We start from the raw sequence: 24,700 nt of genomic DNA, 5'->3' as shown, positions 1-24,700 counted from the left end.
ATGTACATATCCTATTTTATCTACATTTGTCTTGCTATTAATCAACTAACATACAAAAGCCTCATTAAAAGTTATTTTACTTTTGGTTTGGCTTATTGTTTTTTTAGGCACCCTCAATACAGATATAGAACCTTCCTCGATTATAATCATTTTCTTATGAATTTAAACGACATAAAAAAACCGCTATATTTCTAAACTGAAATAAAACGGTTTTTTAATTTCTATGTTGTCAGTCGCTTATAAATCGAACTTAATTCCTTGAGCTAATGGTAACTCATCAGAATAATTTACCGTATTTGTCTGACGTCGCATGTAAACCTTCCAAGCATCAGATCCAGACTCACGTCCACCACCTGTTTCCTTTTCTCCTCCAAAAGCACCACCAATTTCAGCACCTGATGTTCCAATGTTTACATTGGCAATACCACAATCTGAACCTGCGAATGATAAGAATTTCTCGGCTTCTTTCATTTCATTGGTCATAATAGCTGAAGATAATCCTTGTGCCACACCATTTTGTTTGTCAATAGCATTTTCTACGTCTCCTGAATATTTCATTAAATAAAGAACAGGAGCAAATGTTTCGTGCTGTACAATTTCATAATGGTTTTCAGCTTCAATAATAGCTGGTTTTACGTAACAGCCACTTTCGTAACCTTCACCTTCAACAACACCACCTTCAACCAAAACGGTTCCGCCTTCTGCTTTGGCTCTTTCAATAGCTGACAAGTATGCGTTTACAGCATCTTTATCAATTAATGGTCCAATATGATTTTTTTCATCCAACGGATTTCCAATAGTTAATTGTTTGTAAGCACCAACAATAGCATCTCTTACTTTATCATAAACCGATTCATGAATAATTAAACGACGTGTAGACGTACAACGCTGTCCAGCTGTTCCTACGGCGCCAAATACCGCACCTGGAACTACTACTTTTAAATCTGCCGTTGGTGTAATAATAATGGCATTATTTCCACCTAATTCTAATAAGGATTTTCCAAAACGTTCTGCAACGGTAACACCAACAATTCTACCCATTCGTGTAGACCCTGTAGCTGAAATTAATGGAATACGTGTGTCAGTAGTCATCATTTCACCAACCTTATAATCACCATTTATAATACAAGAAATACCTTCTGGTAAATTATTATCTTTTAAAACACCGGCAATAATATTTTGACATGCTATAGAACATAATGGTGTTTTTTCGGAAGCTTTCCAAACACAAACATCACCACAAACCCAAGCTAAAGCTGTATTCCAAGCCCAAACTGCCACCGGGAAGTTAAATGCTGAAATAATACCAACCACACCTAATGAATGCCATTGCTCGCGCATAACATGACCCGGGCGTTCTGATGGCATTGTCTGTCCGTTTAATTGTCTAGATAATCCTACGGCAAAATCGCAGATATCAATCATTTCTTGAACTTCTCCGTAACCTTCTTGAAGTGATTTCCCCATTTCAAAAGATACTAATCGTCCTAAAGGCTCTTTTAACTCACGTAATTTATTTCCAAACTGACGCACTATTTCACCACGTTGAGGTGCTGGCATAGCTCTCCAAATTGGGAAAGCAGCTGTTGCAGCATCCATCACTTTTTCATAATCTGCTTTAGTGGTTGTCTTAACTTTGGCAATTAATTTTCCATTAACTGGCGAAATACTCTCAATAACATCACCACTTGAAAAATTATTGGAACCTGTTGATGTTCCTTCATTTATATCTTTAACACCTAATGCTTTTAGGGCTTTTTCAATTCCGAAATCTGTTGCAACTTCTTGCATAAATCTATTTTTTTTAATTATTATTCTTACTATTCGCAAATATACTAATAAATGTCGCCTTACTAAAGTGAAACGTTTTAAAAATTGTTAACTTTCAGTTCTCATTTAAAAGTCATTACCTATGAAAAACCCCTTATATGTTTTAATTCTTTTAATTTTATTTTTCAACTGTAAAAGTAAAGAGGAGCTTGAAGCCATTTCCAATCTGAATAATCCAGAAGTTATTGATAGCACCAAACTACAGGTAAACAAATTTGCTATAGTTATTCATGGCGGTGCTGGAACAATTTTGAAAAAAAATATGACGGCCGAAGATGAAGCTGCTTACGAAGCTAAACTAGAAGAAGCCATTCGCGTAGGCCACAAAATATTAAGTAACGGAGGAAGTAGTTTGGATGCTGTTGAAAAAACGATTAATATTTTAGAAGATTCGCCGCTATTCAACGCAGGAAAAGGCGCTGTGTTCACCCATGCCGAAACCAATGAATTGGACGCATCTATTATGGATGGAAAAACCTTAAATGCTGGAGCCTCAGCTGGAACTAAAACAGTGAAAAACCCCATAAATTTAGCACGTGCTGTTATGGAAAAATCACCACACGTAATGCTATCTGGTTTAGGTGCCGAAACATTTGCCCAAGAACAAGGGTTAACAATTGTAGACTCTACTTACTTTTTTACGGAGAACAGATTTAATGGTTTAAAACGTTTGAAAGAACGCGAAGAAAAAGCACCTGCAAACAGAGTTAGCAAAAAAGAAATAGATAATAAGTCTGCTTTTTATGATGCCACCATTAAAGATTCAAAATTTGGAACTGTGGGTTGTGTGGCTTTAGATAAAAATGGCAATTTAGCAGCGGGAACCTCAACAGGTGGTATGACTAACAAACGTTGGGGACGTATAGGAGATGCACCAATTATTGGGGCAGGAACCTATGCCAATAATAATACTTGTGCCGTTTCTAGTACAGGTTGGGGCGAATTTTTTATTCGTGCTATGGTAGCTCATGATATTTCAGCTTTAATGGATTATAAAGGTCTTACGCTTCAAGAGGCTGCACGCGAGGTTATCCAGAAAAAAGTTCCAGAACTTGGTGGAGATGGCGGGATTATTGCGGTAGACAAATATGGAAATTTGGTAATGGAATTTAACACAGCTGGCATGTATCGCGCTTCTATGAATGACCAAGGAGAATTAACCATCGGTATTTACAAAGACAATGAAAATTAATTGCAGCCTAAACTACCCTAACACTCAAAATTTCCTAGTCTAAAAACGTTAGAAAGAACATCAGTCATATTTATTCAATAAAAATTAATCGTATATGTTATTTAAAAAAATCGTAACCCTCATTGTCATCCTATCTGTTTTGGCGTCTTGTAAAAAGGAAGATACCGAAACAGATAATCTTTTTAAATTTCGCGAATACATAAGCTATACCACATCGGGTTTAAACTCTATTGCAGACCCAATTCAAATTAACCTAACCAAACCGGTTGAAAAATGGGAAATGGGACAGGAAATACTGGATGATATTGTAAAGGTTTCACCACATGTTACCGGTAAATTGATGGTGGTTAATCAGCAATCTCTTTTATTTACACCAGATGAACCCCTAGATCCTTCTACAGAATATACCGTTACCGTTAAACTCAAAAAAATCTATCCAGACATTCCCAATTACTTTGGCAATTACTTTGGCAATTACACCTTTCAGTTTAAAACCATCACGCCAAATTTTACGATTAATACCACTAATTTGCAATCTTACAGCAAGGAATGGCAGTATGTTGAAGCAGTTTTGCGTGCTTCCGATGTCATCTCCTTAAAGCAAGCTAAACAATTAGTAGAAGCTTCACAAAATGGCAAAAACTTACAGGTAGTTTTTAATGAATACAACCAAACATCACGCGTTTTTGAATTCAAAATTGACAGTATTCATAGAAAAATAGAGGATTCTGAAATTTTAGTTAAATGGCAAGGTGAAGCCATTAATGCTGACAATACAGGTGAAAATACTTTGACAATTCCTGGCATCAATAATTTCACCATTGTGGATGTGGAAGTGATTCAGTTACCCGAACAATACGTATCCATTAACTTGTCGGATCCGCTTAAAAAACAGCAAAATTTTGATGGTTTAGTAACCATTGAAAAAAGCAAAAACCCTAAATTTATTGTTGAAGGAAATATTTTAAAAGTCTACCCAGAAAGCAAATTAGTTGGTGATATTCAAGTAGATATTTTTCAAGGGATATCCAATACAGATGGTTTTAAATTGAAGAAACCGTTTTCAGAAAAAATTACTTTTGAAAACTTAAAACCACAGGTTCGTTTAATTAGTAATGGAAGTATTCTACCAAATTCCAAGCAGCTTAAATTTAATTTTGAAGCGGTAAACCTAAAAGCGGTCGATGTCCGTATTATTAAGATATATCAAGATAATATATTACAGTTTTTACAGGAAAATAATTTAGATAGTAATAACTCTTATAATATCCGGCAAGTAGGTCGCAGGATTGCGAAACAAACTATAGAACTGCAATCGGAAGCTGAAAACACTGGAAAATGGCGTGCTTATAGCATTGATTTATCCAAATTCTTTACGGCCGATCCTGGAGCCATTTACCGGGTAGAATTGAGCTTCAATAAAGATTATTCGTTATACGATTGTAGTGCTAACGAAACAGCATCAGTTAGTCAAGATGATTATGACGATTACTACTATGAAGATGATTATTATGGCCATGATTACAACGAAGAATCCTACACCGAAGATGACGATCTACGTGAAGAAGCCTATTGGGATAATTTAATTTACAACTACAAAAACTACCCTTATAACTGGCGTGAGCGCGAAAATCCATGTCATGTAGCTTATTATAATGAAAACCGCATTGTATCTCAAAATTTACTCGCCTCCAATTTGGGTGTGATTTCCAAACGTGGCGAGAATAATTCCTATTATTTTGCTGTAACTAATATTTTAACAACCAATCCTGAAGCCAATGCATCCGTAACGCTTTATAATTTTCAGCAACAGGAAATGGTAACACTTTTCACGGATTCAGAAGGCTTATTAACCATTGATGCGGACAAGCATGCAGCTTTTGCCTTTGTAAAAAAAGGCGACAATACCTCGTATTTAAAACTCGCGGATGGCAACTCACTTTCCTTAAGTAAATTTGATGTTTCTGGTCATAAAATGCAACGTGGACTTAAAGGCTATTTGTATGGAGAGCGTGGAGTTTGGCGTCCTGGAGACACACTTCATTTAACCTTTATGTTGAATGATAAAGCAAATAAATTACCAAAAGCACATCCTGTGAAATTAGAAATCACAGATCCAAATGGAAAACTGACATACAAAAATATCACAACCGACAACCTTAATAATTTTTACAGATTTACAGTTCCTACAAACACAGAGGATAAAACCGGAAATTATAGCGCCAAAGTTTCCGTTGGTGGTGCTACATTTTATAAAACATTAAAGATTGAAACTGTTAAACCAAATCGTCTTAAAATTAAAGTCGATTTTGAAAACGAGATTTTAAGCAACAATCAGCCACTAGCAGGAACGCTAGATGTAAAATGGCTGCATGGCGCAGTTGGAAAAAATCTGAAAGCTGAAATTAAAGCGAAAATTAGCAGTTCCAACTCCGGATTCAAAAATTACAAAAACTACATATTTTCCGATCCAACACGCGAATTTGAAACCGAAGAATTAACCGTTTTTGAAGGGAATGTGAATGCTGAAGGAATCGCGAAAATTAATAACCAATTAGAAGTTGGCAAAAATGCGCCTGGCATGTTAAACGTCCAGTTTTTAGTGCGTGCTTTTGAAAATGGCGGCGATTTTTCCATGGATGCATTCACCATGCCGTTTGCACCTTATGAATCCTTTGTCGGTTTACAATCGCCAGAACCAAAAGCTTATGGTTCCTTTTTTACAGATGAAAATCAAACCTTTGATGTGGTGGTTGTAGATAAAGATGGAAAGCCCATGCAACGCAATAATCTAGAAGTAAAAATATATAAAATTGAATGGCGTTGGTGGTGGAATGCCTCTGAAGATAATCTGTCCAGTTACGTATCCAGTAATTATCACAGACCGTATTTAGATAGTAAAGTAAACACCAATGCCCAAGGCAAAGGAAGTTTCAATATAAAAATTCCAGACGAAGAAGGTGGACGTTACCTTATTCGAGTTATCGATCCCGTAAGTGGTCATGCTACTGGACGTACAGCTTACTTTTATAAAAACTGGTGGCAAAAAGCACCGACTAGCGATAAAGAAGCCGCAAAAATGTTAGTATTTTCCGCAGATAAAGAAACCTATAATGTTGGCGAAATGGCTACCATTACATTTAATTCTGGTAGTGAAGGTCGTGCGTTGGTAAGTGTAGAAAACGGTACGGAAGTCTTAGAAACCAAATGGGCAAAAACGCTTCCAGGCGAAACCAAAGTAACCATTCCAATTACGCCCGAAATGGCACCAAACGTATTTATTAATATTTCACTTTTGCAGCCGCATGCTATAACGGCAAACGATTTACCAATTCGTTTATTTGGTGTTATTCCATTAATGGTTGAAGATCCAAACACCAAATTGGAGCCTCAACTTAAAATGCCGGACGTGTTACAACCAGAGCAGGAATTTAAGGTAACGGTTTCCGAAAAAAATAACAAAGCCATGACCTACACCATTGCCATGGTAGAGGAAGGCTTGCTTGATTTAACGCGATTTAAAACACCAAATGCGTGGGACGAATTTTATGCACGTGAAGCTTTAGGCGTTAAAACCTGGGATATTTTTGATGCTATAATTGGCGCCTATTCTGGAAGTATCGATCAGGTTTTCGCAATTGGTGGTGATGGAAATGCTGCAGCAGGTAAAAACAAAAAAGCCAATCGCTTTAAACCGGTTGTAACGTATTTAGGTCCTTTTAGATTGAAGGAAGGCGAAAACAAATCGCATACCTTAAAATTGCCAAATTATATTGGAGCTGTTCGGACTATGGTTGTCGCTGGAAATGCAAACAACGAAGCCTATGGTAGTGTAGATAAATCGGTTCAGGTTAAAAAAGCGCTTATGGTTTTAGCTTCTTTACCAAGAAAATTAAGTCCAGGTGAAAAAGTAACCCTTCCTGTGACCGTTTTTGCTATGGAAAACAAAGTGAAAAATGTAGAAATCAGCTTGAAATTAAGCAATGGGATTTCTGTAGTTGGTGAAAAAACACAAAATATCACCTTCGATAAGCCAGACGAAAAAATGCGCTATTTTGAATTGGATGTCAGTCAAGCAAAAGGCTTTAATACTATTGAAGTTATTGCCAAAGATAATGGCGAAAAATCGACCTATAAAGTTGAGATTGATGTGATGAACCCGAATCCGATTTCATCCAAACCTCTTGACAAATCGGTTGCTACAAATGCTTCAGAAACACTAACCTTTACAACCTTTGGTGAAATAGGAACCAATTCGGCTACAGTAGAATTTTCAACCTTACCGCCCATGGATTTCACAAGACGTTTACAATTCTTAATAAGATATCCACATGGCTGTTTAGAACAAACCACATCAGGTGTTTTTCCACAATTATATTTAAATAATATTTTCGATTTAACACTAAACAAAAAACAAGACATTCAGAAAAACATTGAAAGTGGCATCAAGCGTTTGGCGCAATTTCAAATGCCTAATGGCGGTATGAGTTATTGGATGGGCGAAAACACCGCTAACGATTGGTCCACCAGTTATGCTGGACACTTTATGCTAGAAGCAGAAAAGAAAGGCTATGTGTTACCATTAACATTTAAGAACAATTGGATATCCTATCAAAAACAAGCGGCTCGTGATTGGCGACCAAGTTACAGAACCTATAATTCAGATTTAGCACAAGCCTACCGACTTTACACATTGGCTTTAGCTGGACAAGCAGATTTAGCGGCAATGAACCGGTTACGTGAGTTTTCTGAAATATCCAACGAAGCTAAATGGCGTTTGGCAGCAGCTTATGCGTTGGCTGGACAAAATGAGGCAAGTCAAGCTATTTCAAAAACAGCTAATATTAATTTCCAACCACCAAAATATAATTACTACACCTACGGATCGGTAGATAGAAATCGTGCCATGGCTTTGGAAACTATGGTGCTGACTAAAAACCCACAACAACGTGAGTTAGCAGAATATGTAGCGAATGATTTATCGAGCAACCGCTGGATGAGTACCCAAACAACAGCTTATAGCTTGTTGGCTATGGCAAAAATGGTGGAAGCCAATGGTGGCAAAGATTTAAATCTTACGTACACTATCAACGGGAAATCTGAAACTATCCGATCGAAATCGGCTATTGCGCAACGTGATTTACCGATAAATGATGGCTCAAATGAATTAACATTCACAAATAAAAAAGCCAATTTGGTGTATGTACGTGTGCTTAATTCTGGGAAACTTCCACTTGGTCAAGAGCTCACAGAACAACGTGGATTGAATGTTTCCGTCAACTATAAAGATTTAACTGGCTCTAAAATTAATATTTCCAATTTAAAACAAGGTCAGGATTTTGTGGCAAGCATTACAGTTAGCAATCTTAAAAATGAAAATATAAACGATGTGGCGCTCACCCAATTATTCCCATCTGGTTGGGAAATCATTAATACCCGTTTTACCGATTTTGGTGCGGCAACTACGAGTCAAGCACGTTATACCGATATTCGTGATAATGAGGTAAATTACTATTTCGATTTGCCACAAAAAGGAAAGCAAGGCAGTAAAACTTTTCATATTATGCTGAATGCCTCCTTTTTAGGAACCTATTATTTACCTGGCATTCAAGCTGAAGCCATGTATGATAATGATTATTTAGTGCGAAATAAAGGACAATGGATTACTGTTGAAAAATAATGCAAGCTAAAACCATATTAAAGCATACTAAACATCGAACTTTTGAAGTTCCTTCCCGTTCTTGGAAATTATATCAAGAATGGAACGATGCTATTTTTTTACATTGGAAAGTATCTTTGAAATCCATAAAACCCTTTCTACCTAAAGGCATTCAATTAGATACTATAAATGGCGAAACATGGATTAGTTTAGTCGCTTTCAACATGAATCATATAGGCATTAGAAGTCTGCCAAAACTACCTCACATTTCCGATTTTCACGAGATAAATATTAGGGTTTATACCATTTGTAACGAAAAACCAAGTGTTTATTTTTTAAATATGGAAGGGAGCAAACGGTCCTCGTGCAAGCTTTTAAAAACCATATCCAAATTCCCTTATCAGTTTTCTAAAATGAAACGAACAGGCTATAGCTATGAATCTAACAACAAAAAAAATAACGATTCATTTTATATGGAATACAGAATAGGAAGTGACCCTATTATTAAAGATGAAACTGATATCTGGTTAGCCGAACGTTATGCTGTTCATCAAGAACATAAAAATAAAATAATTGAATACGATGTACATCATCAAGAATGGCCAATGCAAGCTATTACTATCAAAAAATTAGAAATAGCGTATCCAAAATTTAATCAATTAGTAAATAATAAGCCTGATAAAGTTCACTATTCTAAAGGTGTTCAAGTGTTAACTTGGGATAAAAAGAAACTACAATTATGAGTAAAGACTTTAAACCCTATTACGCTGTTATTTTCACCTCAACACAAACAGACCGTATTGAAGGTTATTCTGAAATGGCAGAAAAAATGGAGACACTTGCCAAACAACAACCAGGATTTATTGGCCTAGAATCTGCCAGAGACGGTTTGGGCATAACCGTTAGTTATTGGGAAAATTTAGATGCCATTAAAAATTGGAAACAGGAAAGTGAACATATAATTGCGCAACAGAAAGGTCGTGAACACTGGTACAATTGGTATCATGTTCGGATTTGTAAAGTGGAACGGGAATACGAATTCCTACGAAAGTAGGAGTCTAAATGAAGAAGGTTATATCTTACATAAAAGCAAATAAAATAAAATCGGCAATAGTATTCCTATTACTCATTGCCTATTATTTCTGTTTACCCAATCAATTATTTACAGATCCAACAGCGACTGTAATTACCAGCCAAAACAATCGCCTTTTAGGTGCACAAATTGCACGTGATGGTCAATGGCGATTTCCACAAAACGATTCTATTCCAGAAAAATTTAAAACCTGTATTATTGCTTTTGAAGATGCCTATTTCTACAAACATCCTGGTTTTAATCCAATTTCTATTTTTAAAGCCTTTAGAGATAATTTAAAATCTGATGGCATTAAACGTGGTGGAAGTACGCTCACACAACAAGTAATCCGTTTATCCCGAAAAGGGCAAAATAGAACCTACTTTGAAAAAGTTATTGAAATTATATTAGCAACCCGTTTGGAATTTCGCGAAAGCAAAGATCAAATTTTAGCCTATTATGCCAGCAATGCACCATTTGGTGGAAACGTGGTTGGACTGGATGCCGCATCTTGGCGGTATTTTAATCGCGATGCCAATCAATTATCGTGGTCAGAACATGCAACCTTGGCTGTTTTACCCAATGCGCCAAGTTTAATTTATCCTGGAAAGAATCAAGAACAATTACGTAATAAGCGCAATCGTTTGCTCAAAAAATTACGAGACAACGCTATTATTGATTCTTTAACCTATCAATTATCTATTGCCGAAGGTTTACCGCAAAAACCGTATGCATTGCCACAAACGGCTCCACATTTATTACAAAAAGTAGCGACAACACATTCGGGAAAACGGGTACAAACAACGATTGATAATCATTTACAAGAGCGCGTAAATCAACTGGTAAAAACACATTATAATCAACTAAAGCAAAACGGGATTCACAATGGGGCTGTTTTAGTTTTAGATGTTAAAACCAGAAAAGTTTTAGCTTATGTTGGAAATACACCAACAGAAAAATTACACCAAAAAGATGTGGACATTATTGATAAACCCCGAAGCACGGGTAGTATTTTAAAACCTTTTTTATATGCTGCTATGTTGGATGCTGGCGATTTATTACCAAACACATTAGTTGCGGACATACCAACACAGTATGGAAGCTATAATCCAGAAAATTACAACAAAACCTATGATGGAGCTGTTCCGGCTAGTCAAGCCTTATCACGCTCTTTAAATGTGCCATCGGTTAGAATGTTGCAGGAATTTGGGTTAGATAGATTCTATCAATACTTAAAAAAACTAGAACTTAAAGATCTTTCAGAATCTGCCAATTATTATGGATTATCGCTTATTTTAGGAGGTGCTGAAAGTAATTTGTGGGATTTATGTAAAAGTTATGCTGCGCTGTCTTCAACCCTAAATCATTTTTCGGAAACATCTAGTGAATATTTTAGTAACGAATTTTCTGAACCGACATTTATCAACTCCGAAACAGTTGATTTCGGAAAAAAAACTGCTGATAAAACGCTTTTTGATGCCGCTTCCATCTATTTAACCTACGAAAGTTTAAAGGAGGTAAACAGACCAGAAGGCGATGATAATTGGGAGTTTTATGATGGTTCCAAACAAATAGCTTGGAAAACAGGTACTAGTTTTGGTTTCCGTGATGCTTGGGCTATTGGAACAACTAAAAATTATGTGGTTGGTGTTTGGATTGGTAATGCGGATGGTGAAGGTAGACCTGGTTTGGTAGGTGTACAAACTGCTGCACCCATTTTATTTGATGTGTTTAACCTATTACCGAATAGCGATTGGTTTTCAAAACCGTTTGATGAAATGCAGGAAGTAAGTATTTGCCAACAAAGTGGTCATCGTGCATCGCCAAATTGTGATGCGGTAGAACAAAAATTTATTCAAGTTTCTGGATTAAAAACCAAGCCTTGTCCGTATCATGTATTGGTTCATTTAGATAATTTAGAGCAGTTTCAAGTGAATTCCTCCTGTGAGTCGATTGCCGATATTTCGCATAAATCGTGGTTTGTATTACCACCATTAATGGCTTATTATTATAAAACCAAAAATCCCTTTTACAAACCCTTACCACCTTTTAGAGCAGATTGTTTAGGGGAAAATGCCGTTTCAATGCAATTCATTTACCCCAATGATAACAACACCATTTTTCTTCCGAAGGATTTTAGCGGAAAAACCAATGAGCTCATTTTAAAAATAGCACATTCCAAACCTGAAACCACCGTATTTTGGTATTTAAATGAGCAGTTTTTAGGGAGTACGCAAAATATTCATGAATTTGGGATTCTTCCTAAAAAAGGAAAACATTTGCTAACGGTTGTAGATACCTTTGGTAATGAAGCCAAACGCTGGATGACTATTTCCGAATAGTTGGTCGACTTACATACGTTCGCAACATACTGTGATCCGATTTCCAGGTAGATATTTTATCGGTTTTGTTTATTTTCAAATTATGAGACACCCAAATATGATCCAGTGATAAAAGTGGTAAATTCCAAAACCAAGTTTCTTTAAAGCCTTTTCCTTTAACAGAAAACGCATGATTGTAATTGTTTCTAAAGTCTTCGAAATAAATGGATTCTAGAGGTGTATTAAAATCGCCTAAAACAACCGAATTATTATGATATTCTATATTCGCGTATACAAATTGAAGCTCCTCTTTTCTGGAATTAAATATTTCAGCCGTTAAATCAACTGCATAAAAAATGATGTTATTTGTGGCAAATTTTAAAACGGTAGAATTGGTTTCAGAAGTTACTTCACTAATGATTTTTAAAGGTGTTTTCGAGAAAATGCCAATCTCCTCTTCCGATAAGTGAAAATAATAATTTGGATATTTATTTCGGGTTTCTTGAATCGATTTTAAATTGCATTCTATTAAAACCAAGACATCTGGAATTTGTTTGTTTTCAATAAAAGCCTCTTCAAAACTTTGATCATGCCCCGCATTCCAAACAACGACTTCTAAACCTTCAGTAGCGGCATTTTCATGATTTGAAACATAGCTTTTAAAATACCAAATGACACTTAAAACCAGTAGAAATAACATGGAGATTTTGCGCCATTTCTTATTAACGATAATTGAAAAAGAAGATAACAGCATGATAATTGGAAGCGGAAATGCATAAAAGATGATGGCAGACACATAGAAGTAATCTTTAACCGTAAAATGAATTATTACAGCAACAATAAAAATAATTTGAATACCTATTTTTAATTGTTTCATTAAGGCTGTAGATTTTCAATTTTACCTGCTAATAAAGCAGCTATATTTCTATTGAAACTTACAAAATCCCTCATGAATTCCAATTTTTAAAAGGGTTCTTACTCAATTGCGAATTGTAATATCTAGTTTCTCCTGTTACTTCGTTGCCAAGCCAATTGGGTTTTTCAAATGATTCGGTTGGGTGTTTAAGTTCTACTTCAGCAACAATCAAACCTGCATTTTCTCCAAAAAACTCATCGACTTCAAAGACATGTTTACCAACTTCTATATCATAACGTATTTTATCAATAATGCCTATTTCACATAATTTTAATAAGGCTTCAGCATCGGGTTTTGAAATCTCTTTTTCCCATTCAAAACGCGATAATCCATCATCGGAAGATACACCTTTAACCGTAATAAAACCAATTTCTCCTTTGAGGCGCACACGAACCGTTCGTGCCTTATCCGTATTTAAAAACCCTTGTTTAATCCGTGTTTTTCGAATAGCTTCAGTTTTAAATTGTTCTGAAGTGACTAAAAATTTGCGTTCTATTTCAATCATATTTAAAGATTTCGCTGAAGCGAAAATGCGTTATTGATTTGCAATGTGTTTAATATCATCCGACAAAATCCGACTATCTGGATAATTGTTATTATCTAAAAACACCATGCATTTTGCAATGGTTTCTGGTTGGATGGATTTGTATTTAGCCAATGAACCTATTAAAAATGGATTAACCACAGTCATAGCAATTTTAGCTAGTTTTTCACCTAAACGGTTTTCATCACGACTCCCACCAATTAGAGATGGTTGGAGCACGTAGGTATTTGATATTTGTTGTGCCAAAACGGCCTCTTCCATTCTACCTTTCGTACGATTGTAAAACACCTTACTGTTTTTATCAGCACCTAAGGCAGAAATCACAATATAGGTTTTAATCCCATTTTCTTTAGCCATTTCAGCGGCGGAAACAGGAATACCATAATCAATTTTTAAATAGGTTTCCTGGTCAGGCGTTTTTGCTTTGGTGGTTCCTATACAACAAAAGACCACGTTGCCTGTAAACTGTTCTTGGTGGGATTTTAATTCGAATAAATCCACCAAATGCTCTTCAATTTTGGGATTACCAATACCACAAGATGATCGTGAAAACAACTTAATTTTATCATATCTGTTATCGTCCAGAAGTTGCTGCAATAGCAAACCGCCAGTTAATCCTGTTGCTCCTAAAATGATAGCTGTTTTCCCCATATTGACCTGTTTATATGCTAAAGATATTATAAATTTACATCATGCCAGACACATTTCCCATTAGAAAAATTATTCATGTGGATATGGACGCCTTTTATGCGTCTGTAGAGCAAATGGATAATCCTGAATTAAAAGGGAAGCCAGTGGCTGTTGGTGGTTCTGGTAATCGTGGTGTAGTTAGTGCTGCTAGTTATGAAGCTCGGAAGTTTGGCGTTCGTAGTGCCATGAGCGGTATGCAAGCCAGACGTTTGTGCCCTGACTTAATATTTACTAAAACCCGTTTTGATCGGTATCGTGAAATTTCTAAACAGATTCGGAACATTTTTTACGATTATACCGATTTGGTAGAACCTTTGTCTTTAGATGAAGCCTATCTAGACGTTACCGAAAATAAAAAAGGCAATCCCAGTGCGAGTTTAATAGCCCAAGAAATCCGAACGCGTATTTTTAATGAAGTCGGCTTAACAGCTTCCGCCGGAATTTCCATCAATAAATTTATTGCAAAAATTGCCAGTGATTACAACAAACCTAATGGCCAGAAAACGGTAAATCCTGAAGATGTTTTACCCTTTTTAGAAGGTTTAGATATTCGGAAATTTTATGGTGTTGGGAAAGTAACGGCCGAGAAAATGTATCAGCTCGGTATTTTTACAGGCACCGACTTGAAGTCGAAAACCAGTGAATACCTAGACACACATTTTGGTAAATCTGGTCGTTTTTATTACCAAGTGGTTCGCGGGATACATACCAGCGAAGTTAAACCAAATAGAATTCGAAAGTCATTAGCTGCCGAGCGGACCTTTAGTGAAAATTTATCCTCGGAAATTTTCATGTTGGAAAAGTTAGAACATATTGCAGACGAAGTGTCCAAACGATTAATAAAAAGTGATGTGGCGGGAAAAACCATCACTTTAAAAATAAAATATAGCGATTTTACCATGCAAACACGCAGTAAAACATTGCCGTATTTTGTGAGTGATGCCAGCGTAATTTTAGAAACAGCCAAAGATTTATTGTATCAAAAAAGTATGCAAAATTCGGTGCGACTTTTAGGAATCTCATTATCCAACCTCAACACCGATAAAAAAACCAAAAAACCCGAAGAAAAAAAAGCGGTTAGTGTGCAATTGCAGTTTGCTTTTTAGAATAGCATCTTGGGGGAGCGTTTAATAAAATAGAATTCAAAAAAACCTCATTAGTTTTATGATTAATGAGGTCCTTCTATATTAGAATGGTGGTCGATTCTTAAAAATTACAACTTGTTATTTCAGTCACTCGAAGCGTATTTACCATGCCTTTATCCTGAATTGGCATAGCTGCTAAACTCACCAACATATCACCTTCTTCCAAATAGCCTTTTTGACAAGCTATGGTATTAACATCTTCAATGGTTTCATCTGTACTCACAAATTTATCATAGAAAAATGCTTTTACACCCCAAAGTAAATTCAGTTGGGTTAAAATCCTGCGGTTAGACGAGAATACTAAAATATGTGCTTTTGGTCGCCATGCCGAAATTTGGAAAGCCGTATAACCACTATTTGTTAATGTAGAAATAGCTTTTGCATCAATTTCGTTTGCCATATTGGCGGCATGATAGCAAATAGATTTTGTTATAAAACGTTTGGTTCGAATATGAGGTGGCATTTGTGGTACTTTTATCAAGTTGGAATCTTCCACACTTTTGATAATATTAGACATTTGTCTAATTACCTGAACCGGATATTGCCCTACAGAAGTTTCACCTGAAAGCATAACGGCATCGGCACCATCCATAACTGAATTGGCCACGTCATTAACTTCCGCTCGTGTTGGTGTTAAACTGGAAATCATAGTTTCCATCATTTGTGTTGCAATAATTACGGGAATACGAGCTTGTTTTGCGCGTAATACCAATTGTTTTTGAATAAGAGGCACTTCTTCCGCTGGAATTTCCACACCTAAATCGCCACGAGCTACCATTAAACCATCGCAATAGGCAACAATTTTATCGATATTTTCTACCGCTTCTGGCTTTTCAATTTTAGCAATAATTGGAATTTTATGGTCACTGTGCTTACTGATTAATTCTTCTAATTGCATTAAATCTTCTGCATGACGTACAAAGGATAAAGCCATCCAATCTACTTCCATTTTAATGGCAAAAATAGCATCTTCAATATCCTTTTCTGTTAAAGCCGGTTGCGATATATTCGTGTTTGGTAAATTAACGCCTTTTTTAGAGCGTAATGGTCCACCTTGAATAACGCGCGCTTTGACTTCCGATTTTTTATCGGTTGATACGACTTCAAAAATAAGTTTCCCGTCATCTAACAGAATCCGTTCGCCTGGTTTGGCATCTTGAGGAAACTTATCATAGGTCATATAAACCCGTTCTTTGGTTCCTTCAAAACGTTTTCCTGTTGCAAAAATAATTTCGTCTCCTTCATTTACAATCACTTCACCTTTCATGGTTCCGACACGCAATTTTGGACCTTGCAAATCACCTAAAATGGCGGCATTGTATCCAAATTCATCGTTTAATTCACGAATCATTCCAATGCGCTCTTCTACATCTTTATAATCGGCATGTGAAAAGTTAATTCTAAACACATTTACACCTTCGTCAAGCATAGCCTTTAAAACGGCTTTCGTGCTTGTTGCTGGTCCTAATGTGGCTACTATTTTTGTTTTTTTTCTTTTTAACATTAATAAAATATTAAGTTGTTTTTAGATTTTAGTTCCGAAGGGTTGACACTATAAGCGGCAACAACATTCGGAATGGATTGAATTTTTTTAGTTAGCTCCTGAACTTGATCTTCTGTAATAGCGTCATCAGAAATTTTCAAAAAATAATTCACCGTTTTGTATTCGGGTATTAAATGATAGGTTTCTGTGGTTCGCTGGTCTTGAGAACCAAAAAGAGAATTATCATTTTCCGTCGTTATTACTTCTACTTGGCAGCTATTTGATACTAAATGCCATGTGGCAAATTTATGCGCATCTACCCATTCAAAAATTTCGTACTGTGTGTTGTTTCCGAAGTCTAAATCGGCTTTTTGTCTTGATAAAAGAAGTTGTAATTCTTTATTTAGAAAATAGGCTAACCGGTAACTTTCTAAAGGGCTATGAATACCAATTAGTGCATAATCTATGGTATCTAAAAAATCGTTTAAGTCTAGTTTTTGCATTAGCATAATCATCAAAACTATTTGTAAAGATAGTGTATAATAGCTATAATTGGATGTTGTTTATATTAAACTTAACAGGAATGTGTTACACAAACGTTATCGTAACTTTATACGCTAGTTATCTTTGGACATCTGATTTTGAAAAACAAAAAAGGCGCGTTTAGAGGCTTTTTCTTCTGCCTTTTTCTTGGAGGTAGCTCGTGCTTTTGCTACCACTTTATTATCAACAGATAATTTTACGGCAAAATGGCGAATGTCATCATTACCAGTATCTTCATAAACATTATAATCGAAAACTTTTTTCTCCTTTTGGCACCATTCAATCAGTAAGCTTTTGTAGCTAATTACTTTACCTTCCAATTGAGAAATATCTACATATGGGATAATAACTTTTTTGTAGATAAACTTTTCGCAATACTTATACCCACGATCTAAAAATATAGCGCCAACTAACGCTTCAAATAAATTGCCATAAATATTATCACCAAAATGACCTTTAGGTATTTTACTTTCAACTAAATCAATTAAATTTAAGTCTTTTCCAAGCTCATTAAGATGCTCGCGACTTACAATTTTAGAACGCATTTTTGTTAAATAGCCTTCATCGCCACTTGGCACTTCAGAATATAAATGTGATGCAATTACAGACCCTAGCATAGCATCGCCTAAAAATTCTAGACGCTCATAATTAATAGGGTGACCTTCCGCATCCTTAATGTTCATGGAGCGATGGGTGAATGCTTTTTTGTAATAGGCTATATTTTTGGGTTTGAAGCCAAGAATATTATGGATACATACAAAAAAATTCCCGCCAGATTTTGAACGGGAATTTAATATGTTTCGAATGTTTTTCATTCGTTGTTTAATCAATTTTTTTAAATAATACGCATGCATTATGGCCACCAAAACCAAACGTATTACTCATGGCAACTTTAACATCGCGTTTTTGTGCTTTGTTTAACGTTAAATTTAATTCAGAATCAATATTTTCATCAGCAACCTCATGATTTATAGTTGGTGGTACCATACCGTGTTCCATTGCTAATATAGACGCAATAGACTCAATAGCACCAGCAGCTCCTAACAGGTGACCTGTCATAGACTTTGTTGAATTGATATTAATATTTTTAGCATGCGCTCCAAACACTTCAGAAATTGCTTTCAGTTCGGCAACATCTCCTAGAGGTGTTGACGTTCCATGCGTGTTGATATGATCAACTTCTTCTGGTTTTAAGCCTGCGTTTTCTAAACAATTTCTCATTACTGCAATCACACCAATTCCTTCTGGATGTGGCGCTGTCATGTGGTAGGCATCTGAAGACATACCGCCTCCTAATACTTCCGCATAAATTTTAGCTCCACGCGCTTTGGCATGTTCGTAATCTTCTAGTACAATAGCACCAGCACCTTCACCTAATACAAAACCATCTCTGGTAGCATCAAAAGGTCTTGAGGCTGTTTCTGGGCTTTCATTTCTAGTTGACAAGGCATGCATGGCGTTAAAACCACCCATACCTGCAATAGTTACTGCAGCTTCACTTCCACCGGTTACTATAACATCACAATGTCCTAAACGAATATAGTTTAGCGCATCAATCATAGCATTGGCCGAAGATGCACAAGCAGATACTGTTGTATAATTAGGGCCCATAAATCCATGTTTAATGGAAATGTTTCCTGGTGCAATATCTGCAATCATTTTCGGAATGAAGAATGGGTTAAATCTTGGTGTGCCATCACCAGCAGCAAAGTTTAAAACTTCGTCCTGGAAGGTTTCCAAACCACCTATTCCTGCTCCCCAAATAACACCGACTCTTAATTTGTTTACCGCGTCTAGGTCCAGTTTAGAATCTGCAATAGCTTCATCTGAAGCTACCATAGCATACTGCGTAAACCGGTCCATTTTTCGCGCTTCTTTTCTGTCAAGAAAATCGGTGGCATTAAAGTTTTTTAATTCGCAAGCGAATTTTGTCTTGAACTTTTCAGTATCAAAATACGTTATAGGTGCAGCACCACTCTTTCCACTTACTAGTGCTTCCCAAAATTCATCTTTGGTATTCCCTATAGGTGTTAGTGCTCCTAAACCAGTAACTACAACTCGCTTTAATTCCATAAATTCTAATGAATTATTTTGCTGTTTCTATATAAGAGATAGCTTGACCAACCGTTGCAATGTTTTCTGCTTGATCGTCTGGGATTTGAATATCGAATTCCTTTTCGAATTCCATGATTAATTCTACAGTGTCTAATGAATCTGCTCCTAAATCGTTCGTGAAGCTAGCTTCAGTTACAACTTCGTTTTCATCAACACCTAATTTGTCTACGATAATCGCTTTTACTCTTGATGCAATGTCTGACATAATCTTTTAATTTTAAGTTTTAATTAGTTGGCAAAAATAAAAATTTTATTCTTATTCCACACCTTTACTGCAAAAATGTGGTTGTAATTTACTAAATTTCCTTTAAGTAAATCCTTTTTACCTTCTAATTGTTATAATTTATTCTTTTTTTTGCGGAACTAATCATGACTTGACAAGCTGCTATATGAAACGTATTGTAATTTTTGCGTCCGGATCTGGATCTAATGCTGAAAATTTAATTAAGTTTTTTCTAAACAACGCGCATGTTAAAGTTACGCATGTTATGACCAACAATCCTCATGCCAAAGTACTGGAGCGTGCTAAAAATCTAAATATTAGCGCGTTTTCATTCAATAGACAAGCGTTTTCAAAGTCCGATGATGTTTTGAATATCCTACAAACCTTTCAACCCGATTTAATTGTATTAGCGGGTTTTCTGTGGAAATTTCCCGAGCATATCTTGGCAGCGTTCCCAAATAAAGTTATTAATATTCACCCTGCACTTTTGCCTAATTATGGTGGTAAAGGTATGTATGGTATGCATGTTCATCATGCTATTGTTGCTAATAAAGAAATTGAAACAGGTATTAGTATTCATTATGTAAACGAACATTATGATGAAGGCGCACTCATATTTCAAGCAACCTGTCCTGTTTTACCTACAGATACTGCCGAAGGTGTAGCCGAAAAAATTCATGCATTGGAAATGGAACATTTTCCGAAAGTAATTGAGGAACTATTAAGCAAATAAATGGCATTCAGAAGGAGGTACGACTTAAGAATCTCTATAGAATATGGAATAAAAGAGATTCATCGCTATTGCTCTGAATGACCAAGCAAAACACCAATACTATTTTAAACTAAACCGCATAATTCGTGTCCAAAAAGAAGAAGAAAAAATATTATACCGTTTGGAAAGGTCATAAAACTGGTGTTTTTGAAACTTGGAACGACTGCAAAGCGCAGGTTAAGGATTACCAAGGTGCAGTTTATAAATCTTTTGACACCTTTGATGCGGCCAAAAAAGCTTTAAACAGTAATTACAAAGATTTTATTGGCAAGAAGAAAGGATTTAAAAGTGAATTATCTGAAACCCAACTCAAAAAAATAGGCCTTCCAAATTATAATTCTATATCTGTTGATGCTGCATCGTCTGGAAATCCAGGTATTATGGAATATAGAGGTGTAGACACTAAATCTAAAAAACAATTATTTATTCAAGGTCCTTTTCCGGAAGGGACTAATAATATTGGCGAATTTTTAGCACTTGTTCACGGATTAGCATTTTTAAAGCAACATAATAGCGACCGCATTTTGTACACGGATTCTAAAATAGCTATGAGCTGGGTGCGTAAAAAAACCTGTAATACCAAATTACCACGTAATTCTAAAAACGAAAAAATGTTTGAATTGGTAGATCGTGGCGTAAAATGGCTGAAAGAAAATACTTATACAACCACTATTGTAAAATGGGAAACGAAAGCTTGGGGAGAAATTCCTGCAGATTTTGGTCGTAAGTAAATGCGCACAATCTCTTCTTTTTTAAAACACTTTGAACTTAAATAAATTCGTTTTTTAGTTATCAAAAACCCTATATTTGCATCAAAATTTGAAACCTTTTTATGAGTAAATTAGTAATTGTAGGAACCGTAGCTTTTGATGCTATTGAAACACCTTTTGGAAAAACTGATAAAATTTTAGGAGGCGCAGCTACATATATTGGACTTGCCGCTTCGCAATTTAATGTGGATGCAGCAGCTGTTTCAGTTGTTGGTGGCGATTTTCCACAGGAATATCTAAATTTATTATCAGAAAGAAACGTTGATATTTCAGGTGTTGAAATTGTAAAGGAAGGCAAAACATTTTTCTGGAGTGGTAAATATCATAATGATATGAACACGCGTGACACCTTGGCAACAGAGCTGAATGTATTAGCAGATTTCCAACCAGTAGTTCCAACCAATTATCGCGATGCCAAAATTGTGATGCTTGGAAACCTACATCCTTTAGTGCAATTAAGCGTTTTAGAACAAATGGAAAACAAGCCAGAATTGGTGATTTTAGACACCATGAATTTCTGGATGGATTGTGCATTAGACGATTTGCTAAACGTAATTAAAAAGGTAGATGTAATTACCATTAATGATGAAGAAGCAAGACAACTTACTGGCGAATATTCGTTAGTTGTTGCGGCTAGAAAAATTCATGATATGGGACCAAAATATGTGGTGATTAAGAAAGGTGAACATGGTGCATTATTGTTTCATAATGATAAAGTATTCTACGCCCCAGCTTTACCATTAGAAGAAGTTTTTGATCCTACAGGTGCTGGAGATACATTTGCTGGTGGTTTTGCAGGTTATTTAGCAAAATCTGATGATGTTTCGTTTGACAACATTAAGAATGCCGTGATCTATGGGTCTACATTAGCCTCCTTTTGTGTCGAGAAATTTGGCACAGAACGCATGGTGAATTTAAAAAGTAACGAAGTTCACCAACGCTTGCAACAGTTTAAGAGTTTAACACAATTCGATATTGAATTAACATAATACAAACGCGCTCATAAATTGAGCGCGTTTTTAATTTACATAATAGTACACACTACAACACAACACAACAATGAGTGACGCTTTAAAACATGAATGTGGTATTGCACAAATTCGCTTACTTAAACCACTGGAATTCTATAAAGAAAAATACGGTAGCGCCTTTTATGGTGTTAATAAAATGTATTTGTTAATGGAAAAACAGCACAACCGAGGACAAGATGGTGCTGGTTTTGCTAGTATTAAATTAGATACGCAACCTGGCGAACGCTACATTAGTCGTGTCCGCTCCATTGCACAACAACCTATTCAGGACATTTTTGCACAAATAAATGAACGCATTAATAAGGAGCTTACCGAAAACCCGGAATATGTTGATAATGTGGAACTTCAAAAAAAACACATTCCATATATAGGTGAAGTACTTTTAGGACATGTGCGTTACGGAACATTTGGTAAAAATAGTGTTGAGAGTGTCCATCCATTTTTACGCCAAAACAACTGGATGCATAGAAACCTGATTGTGGCTGGAAACTTTAACATGACCAATGTTAATGAGCTTTTTGATGGTTTGGTGCGTATAGGTCAGCATCCTAAAGAGATGGCAGATACCGTTACTATTATGGAAAAAATAGGTCACTTCTTAGATGATGCTGTTTCCAAAATATACAGAAAATTAAAAAAAGAAGGATATAACAAGCATGAATGCTCACCTTTAATTGCAGAGCGTTTAAATGTTGCTAAAATCCTAAAAAAATCCGCTAAAGATTGGGATGGTGGTTATGCTATGGCTGGATTATTAGGACATGGAGATTCCTTTGTTCTTCGCGATCCAGCAGGAATAAGACCGGTTTATTACTATAAGGATGATGAAGTAGTTGTAGTAGCTTCTGAACGTCCTGTTATCCAGACTGTATTTAATGTAGATTTTGATGATGTTAAGGAGTTAGAACCTGGACATGCCATAATTACCAAAAAATCCGGTGAAGTTGCTATTAAAAAAATACTGGAACCTTTAGAGCGTAAAGCCTGTTCTTTTGAACGTATTTATTTTTCGCGTGGTAGTGATGCTGAAATTTATCAAGAACGAAAAAACTTGGGTAAATTTTTAATGCCTAAAGTTTTAGAAGCCATTGATAACGACACCAAGAATACTGTGTTTTCTTATATTCCTAATACCGCGGAAACGTCTTTCTTTGGTATGATAGAAACGGTTGAGGAACATTTAAACAAGAAAAAGACGCAAGCTATTTTAGACGGTAATGGAAAATTGAGCGCAGAAGTTGTCACCAATATTTTATCTGAACGACCACGTATTGAAAAAATAGCCATAAAGGATGTTAAGTTAAGAACCTTTATTACGGAAGATAGTAGTCGCGACGATTTAGTAGCTCACGTTTATGATGTAACCTATGGAGTCATTAAACCAACCGATAATTTGGTAATTATTGACGATAGTATTGTTCGTGGTACCACATTAAAGAAAAGTATTATAAAAATGATGGATCGCTTACATCCTAAAAAGATTATAGTCGTTTCATCTGCACCACAAATTAGATATCCCGATTGTTATGGTATAGATATGGCACGTTTGGAAGATTTAATTGCCTTCAGAGCCATGTTAGAATTATTGGAAGAAAACAACAAATACCATTTAATACAAGAGGTTTACGACAAATGTAAGGCCCAAGTTGAATTGGAAGATAAAGATGTTCGGAATTTTGTAAAAGATTTGTATTCGCAATTTTCAGCTGATGACATTTCGGATAAAATAGCCCAATTAATATCTAATGAAAACATTAACGCGGAAGTTGTTGCCATATTCCAGCCCATAGAAAATTTACATAAAGCGTGTCCTAAAAATTTAGGCGATTGGTACTTTACGGGCAATTATCCAACAGCAGGAGGTAATCGTGTTGTAAATCGTGCCTTTATTAACTTCTTTGAAGGAAACAAAGATCGTGCGTATTAACACATTGAATATGTGCTAATTACCTGTATAATATTGCTTTTTATCGAGTTTATTAGCATTTCATCGGATTAATAGTTTTTAAGCTTAAAAATAATATACTTTAGAATCACCATAACATAAGTAGGTTAAGTTCATGGTAGATTTGGGGCAAAAAAAGGTGAACTTCTGTTCGCCTTTTTTTATTTTTAATAAACACCTAAAATTGAAACCATTTTCATTATTATTGAATTCTACCCTTAATCAGCGAGCAAGTTGCTCTTACTTCTCAATTATAACATATTAATTGGTTTTACCATTCATTTTCAAAGGCTTACAAACTTCAGCTTTATAATTAAAAAAAATAGATTTTAAGGCTTAAATATTCGTTTGTCCCAGTTTATAAGTCGTTTGTCTAGTTTTTTTTTTAGTGGAAAATAAGTGCCGTTTATTTGTTTCACCATAACATAAGTAGGTTAAGTTTATGGTAG

The 24,700-nt window shown here is 35.6% G+C and carries 19 protein-coding genes; 10 read left to right on the top strand and 9 right to left on the bottom strand.

Going from position 1 to position 24,700, the window contains the following annotated elements; all coding sequences use genetic code 11:
- Nucleotides 1-237: 237 nt before the first annotated feature.
- Complete coding sequence (gene amaB, locus ACFPH8_RS03225) at nucleotides 238-1,791, bottom strand: L-piperidine-6-carboxylate dehydrogenase (protein ID WP_376858437.1); 1,554 nt, start codon at nucleotides 1,789-1,791, stop codon at nucleotides 238-240.
- A 121-nt stretch (nucleotides 1,792-1,912) separates the two neighbouring features.
- On the opposite strand from amaB, the gene ACFPH8_RS03220 reads away from it, so the two are divergent.
- The 5 genes from ACFPH8_RS03220 (at nucleotide 1,913) to pbpC (ending at nucleotide 12,095) form a co-directional block, all read left to right on the top strand.
- Complete coding sequence (locus ACFPH8_RS03220; protein WP_376858436.1) at nucleotides 1,913-3,022, top strand: isoaspartyl peptidase/L-asparaginase family protein; 1,110 nt, start codon at nucleotides 1,913-1,915, stop codon at nucleotides 3,020-3,022.
- A 94-nt stretch (nucleotides 3,023-3,116) separates the two neighbouring features.
- Complete coding sequence (locus ACFPH8_RS03215; protein ID WP_376858435.1) at nucleotides 3,117-8,702, top strand: MG2 domain-containing protein; 5,586 nt, start codon at nucleotides 3,117-3,119, stop codon at nucleotides 8,700-8,702.
- Complete coding sequence (locus ACFPH8_RS03210) at nucleotides 8,702-9,424, top strand: YqjF family protein (protein ID WP_376858434.1); 723 nt, start codon at nucleotides 8,702-8,704, stop codon at nucleotides 9,422-9,424. Before ACFPH8_RS03215 ends, ACFPH8_RS03210 begins: the two co-directional genes overlap by 1 nt.
- Nucleotides 9,421-9,735, top strand: coding sequence for an antibiotic biosynthesis monooxygenase family protein (locus ACFPH8_RS03205; RefSeq protein ID WP_376858433.1), 315 nt, complete (start codon nucleotides 9,421-9,423; stop codon nucleotides 9,733-9,735). The genes ACFPH8_RS03210 and ACFPH8_RS03205 overlap by 4 nt, the downstream gene beginning before the upstream one ends.
- 8 nt (nucleotides 9,736-9,743) lie before the next feature.
- Nucleotides 9,744-12,095, top strand: coding sequence for a penicillin-binding protein 1C (gene pbpC, locus ACFPH8_RS03200; RefSeq protein ID WP_376858432.1), 2,352 nt, complete (start codon nucleotides 9,744-9,746; stop codon nucleotides 12,093-12,095).
- On the opposite strand, the gene ACFPH8_RS03195 is transcribed toward pbpC, so the two are convergent.
- The 3 genes from ACFPH8_RS03195 to ACFPH8_RS03185 all read right to left on the bottom strand — a co-directional run bounded on the left by ACFPH8_RS03195 (nucleotide 12,082) and on the right by ACFPH8_RS03185 (nucleotide 14,185).
- Nucleotides 12,082-12,951, bottom strand: a complete 870-nt coding sequence (locus tag ACFPH8_RS03195; protein ID WP_376858431.1) for an endonuclease/exonuclease/phosphatase family protein — start codon at nucleotides 12,949-12,951, stop codon at nucleotides 12,082-12,084. The two genes, pbpC and ACFPH8_RS03195, sit on opposite strands and share 14 nt — an antisense overlap.
- Before the next feature lie 70 nt (nucleotides 12,952-13,021).
- Entirely contained in the window at nucleotides 13,022-13,495 is a 474-nt protein-coding gene (locus ACFPH8_RS03190; RefSeq protein WP_376858430.1) for a CYTH domain-containing protein, read from the bottom strand.
- Between the two features lie 30 nt (nucleotides 13,496-13,525).
- Entirely contained in the window at nucleotides 13,526-14,185 is a 660-nt protein-coding gene (locus tag ACFPH8_RS03185) for an NAD(P)H-binding protein (RefSeq protein ID WP_376858429.1), read from the bottom strand.
- Between the two features lie 41 nt (nucleotides 14,186-14,226).
- Here ACFPH8_RS03185 and dinB point away from each other — a divergent pair, with 41 nt between their 5' ends.
- Nucleotides 14,227-15,330: a DNA polymerase IV gene (gene dinB / locus ACFPH8_RS03180; protein WP_376858428.1), complete on the top strand. Its 1,104-nt coding sequence runs from the start codon at nucleotides 14,227-14,229 to the stop codon at nucleotides 15,328-15,330.
- A gap of 100 nt (nucleotides 15,331-15,430) precedes the next feature.
- On the opposite strand, the gene pyk is transcribed toward dinB, so the two are convergent.
- From pyk to ACFPH8_RS03155, 5 genes are all read right to left on the bottom strand, one after another.
- On the bottom strand, nucleotides 15,431-16,873 hold the full coding sequence (gene pyk, locus ACFPH8_RS03175; RefSeq protein ID WP_248397105.1) for a pyruvate kinase: 1,443 nt from the start codon (nucleotides 16,871-16,873) through the stop codon (nucleotides 15,431-15,433).
- Nucleotides 16,873-17,355 (bottom strand): IPExxxVDY family protein, encoded by a 483-nt coding sequence (locus ACFPH8_RS03170; RefSeq protein ID WP_248397104.1) that lies wholly within the window; start codon nucleotides 17,353-17,355, stop codon nucleotides 16,873-16,875. Before ACFPH8_RS03170 ends, pyk begins: the two co-directional genes overlap by 1 nt.
- Nucleotides 17,356-17,469: 114 nt before the next feature.
- Nucleotides 17,470-18,210, bottom strand: a complete 741-nt coding sequence (gene rnc, locus ACFPH8_RS03165) for a ribonuclease III (protein WP_376858427.1) — start codon at nucleotides 18,208-18,210, stop codon at nucleotides 17,470-17,472.
- 7 nt (nucleotides 18,211-18,217) lie between these two features.
- Complete coding sequence (fabF, locus tag ACFPH8_RS03160) at nucleotides 18,218-19,468, bottom strand: beta-ketoacyl-ACP synthase II (RefSeq protein WP_248397100.1); 1,251 nt, start codon at nucleotides 19,466-19,468, stop codon at nucleotides 18,218-18,220.
- A 13-nt stretch (nucleotides 19,469-19,481) separates the two neighbouring features.
- A complete protein-coding gene (locus tag ACFPH8_RS03155; RefSeq protein ID WP_008637711.1) occupies nucleotides 19,482-19,715 on the bottom strand; it encodes an acyl carrier protein in 234 nt (77 codons plus the stop codon).
- 184 nt (nucleotides 19,716-19,899) lie between these two features.
- Here ACFPH8_RS03155 and purN point away from each other — a divergent pair, with 184 nt between their 5' ends.
- The 4 genes from purN (at nucleotide 19,900) to ACFPH8_RS03135 (ending at nucleotide 24,233) form a co-directional block, all read left to right on the top strand.
- Nucleotides 19,900-20,466, top strand: coding sequence for a phosphoribosylglycinamide formyltransferase (purN, locus tag ACFPH8_RS03150; RefSeq protein ID WP_376858426.1), 567 nt, complete (start codon nucleotides 19,900-19,902; stop codon nucleotides 20,464-20,466).
- Nucleotides 20,467-20,591: 125 nt separating this feature from the next.
- The gene (locus ACFPH8_RS03145; protein ID WP_376858425.1) at nucleotides 20,592-21,236 is read left to right on the top strand and encodes a ribonuclease H1 domain-containing protein; all 645 of its coding nucleotides are present in this window, start codon (nucleotides 20,592-20,594) and stop codon (nucleotides 21,234-21,236) included.
- A gap of 101 nt (nucleotides 21,237-21,337) precedes the next feature.
- Entirely contained in the window at nucleotides 21,338-22,264 is a 927-nt protein-coding gene (locus tag ACFPH8_RS03140; protein WP_376858424.1) for a PfkB family carbohydrate kinase, read from the top strand.
- A 70-nt stretch (nucleotides 22,265-22,334) separates the two neighbouring features.
- Entirely contained in the window at nucleotides 22,335-24,233 is a 1,899-nt protein-coding gene (locus tag ACFPH8_RS03135; RefSeq protein ID WP_376858423.1) for an amidophosphoribosyltransferase, read from the top strand.
- The last annotated feature ends 467 nt before the right edge of the window (nucleotides 24,234-24,700 follow it).

Source organism: Bizionia hallyeonensis, assembly GCF_042657385.1.
Lineage (GTDB): Bacteria > Bacteroidota > Bacteroidia > Flavobacteriales > Flavobacteriaceae > Algorimicrobium > Algorimicrobium hallyeonense.
Note: the sequence above shows the minus strand (reverse complement) of the source record. Positions and strands in the feature narration are given on the sequence as shown.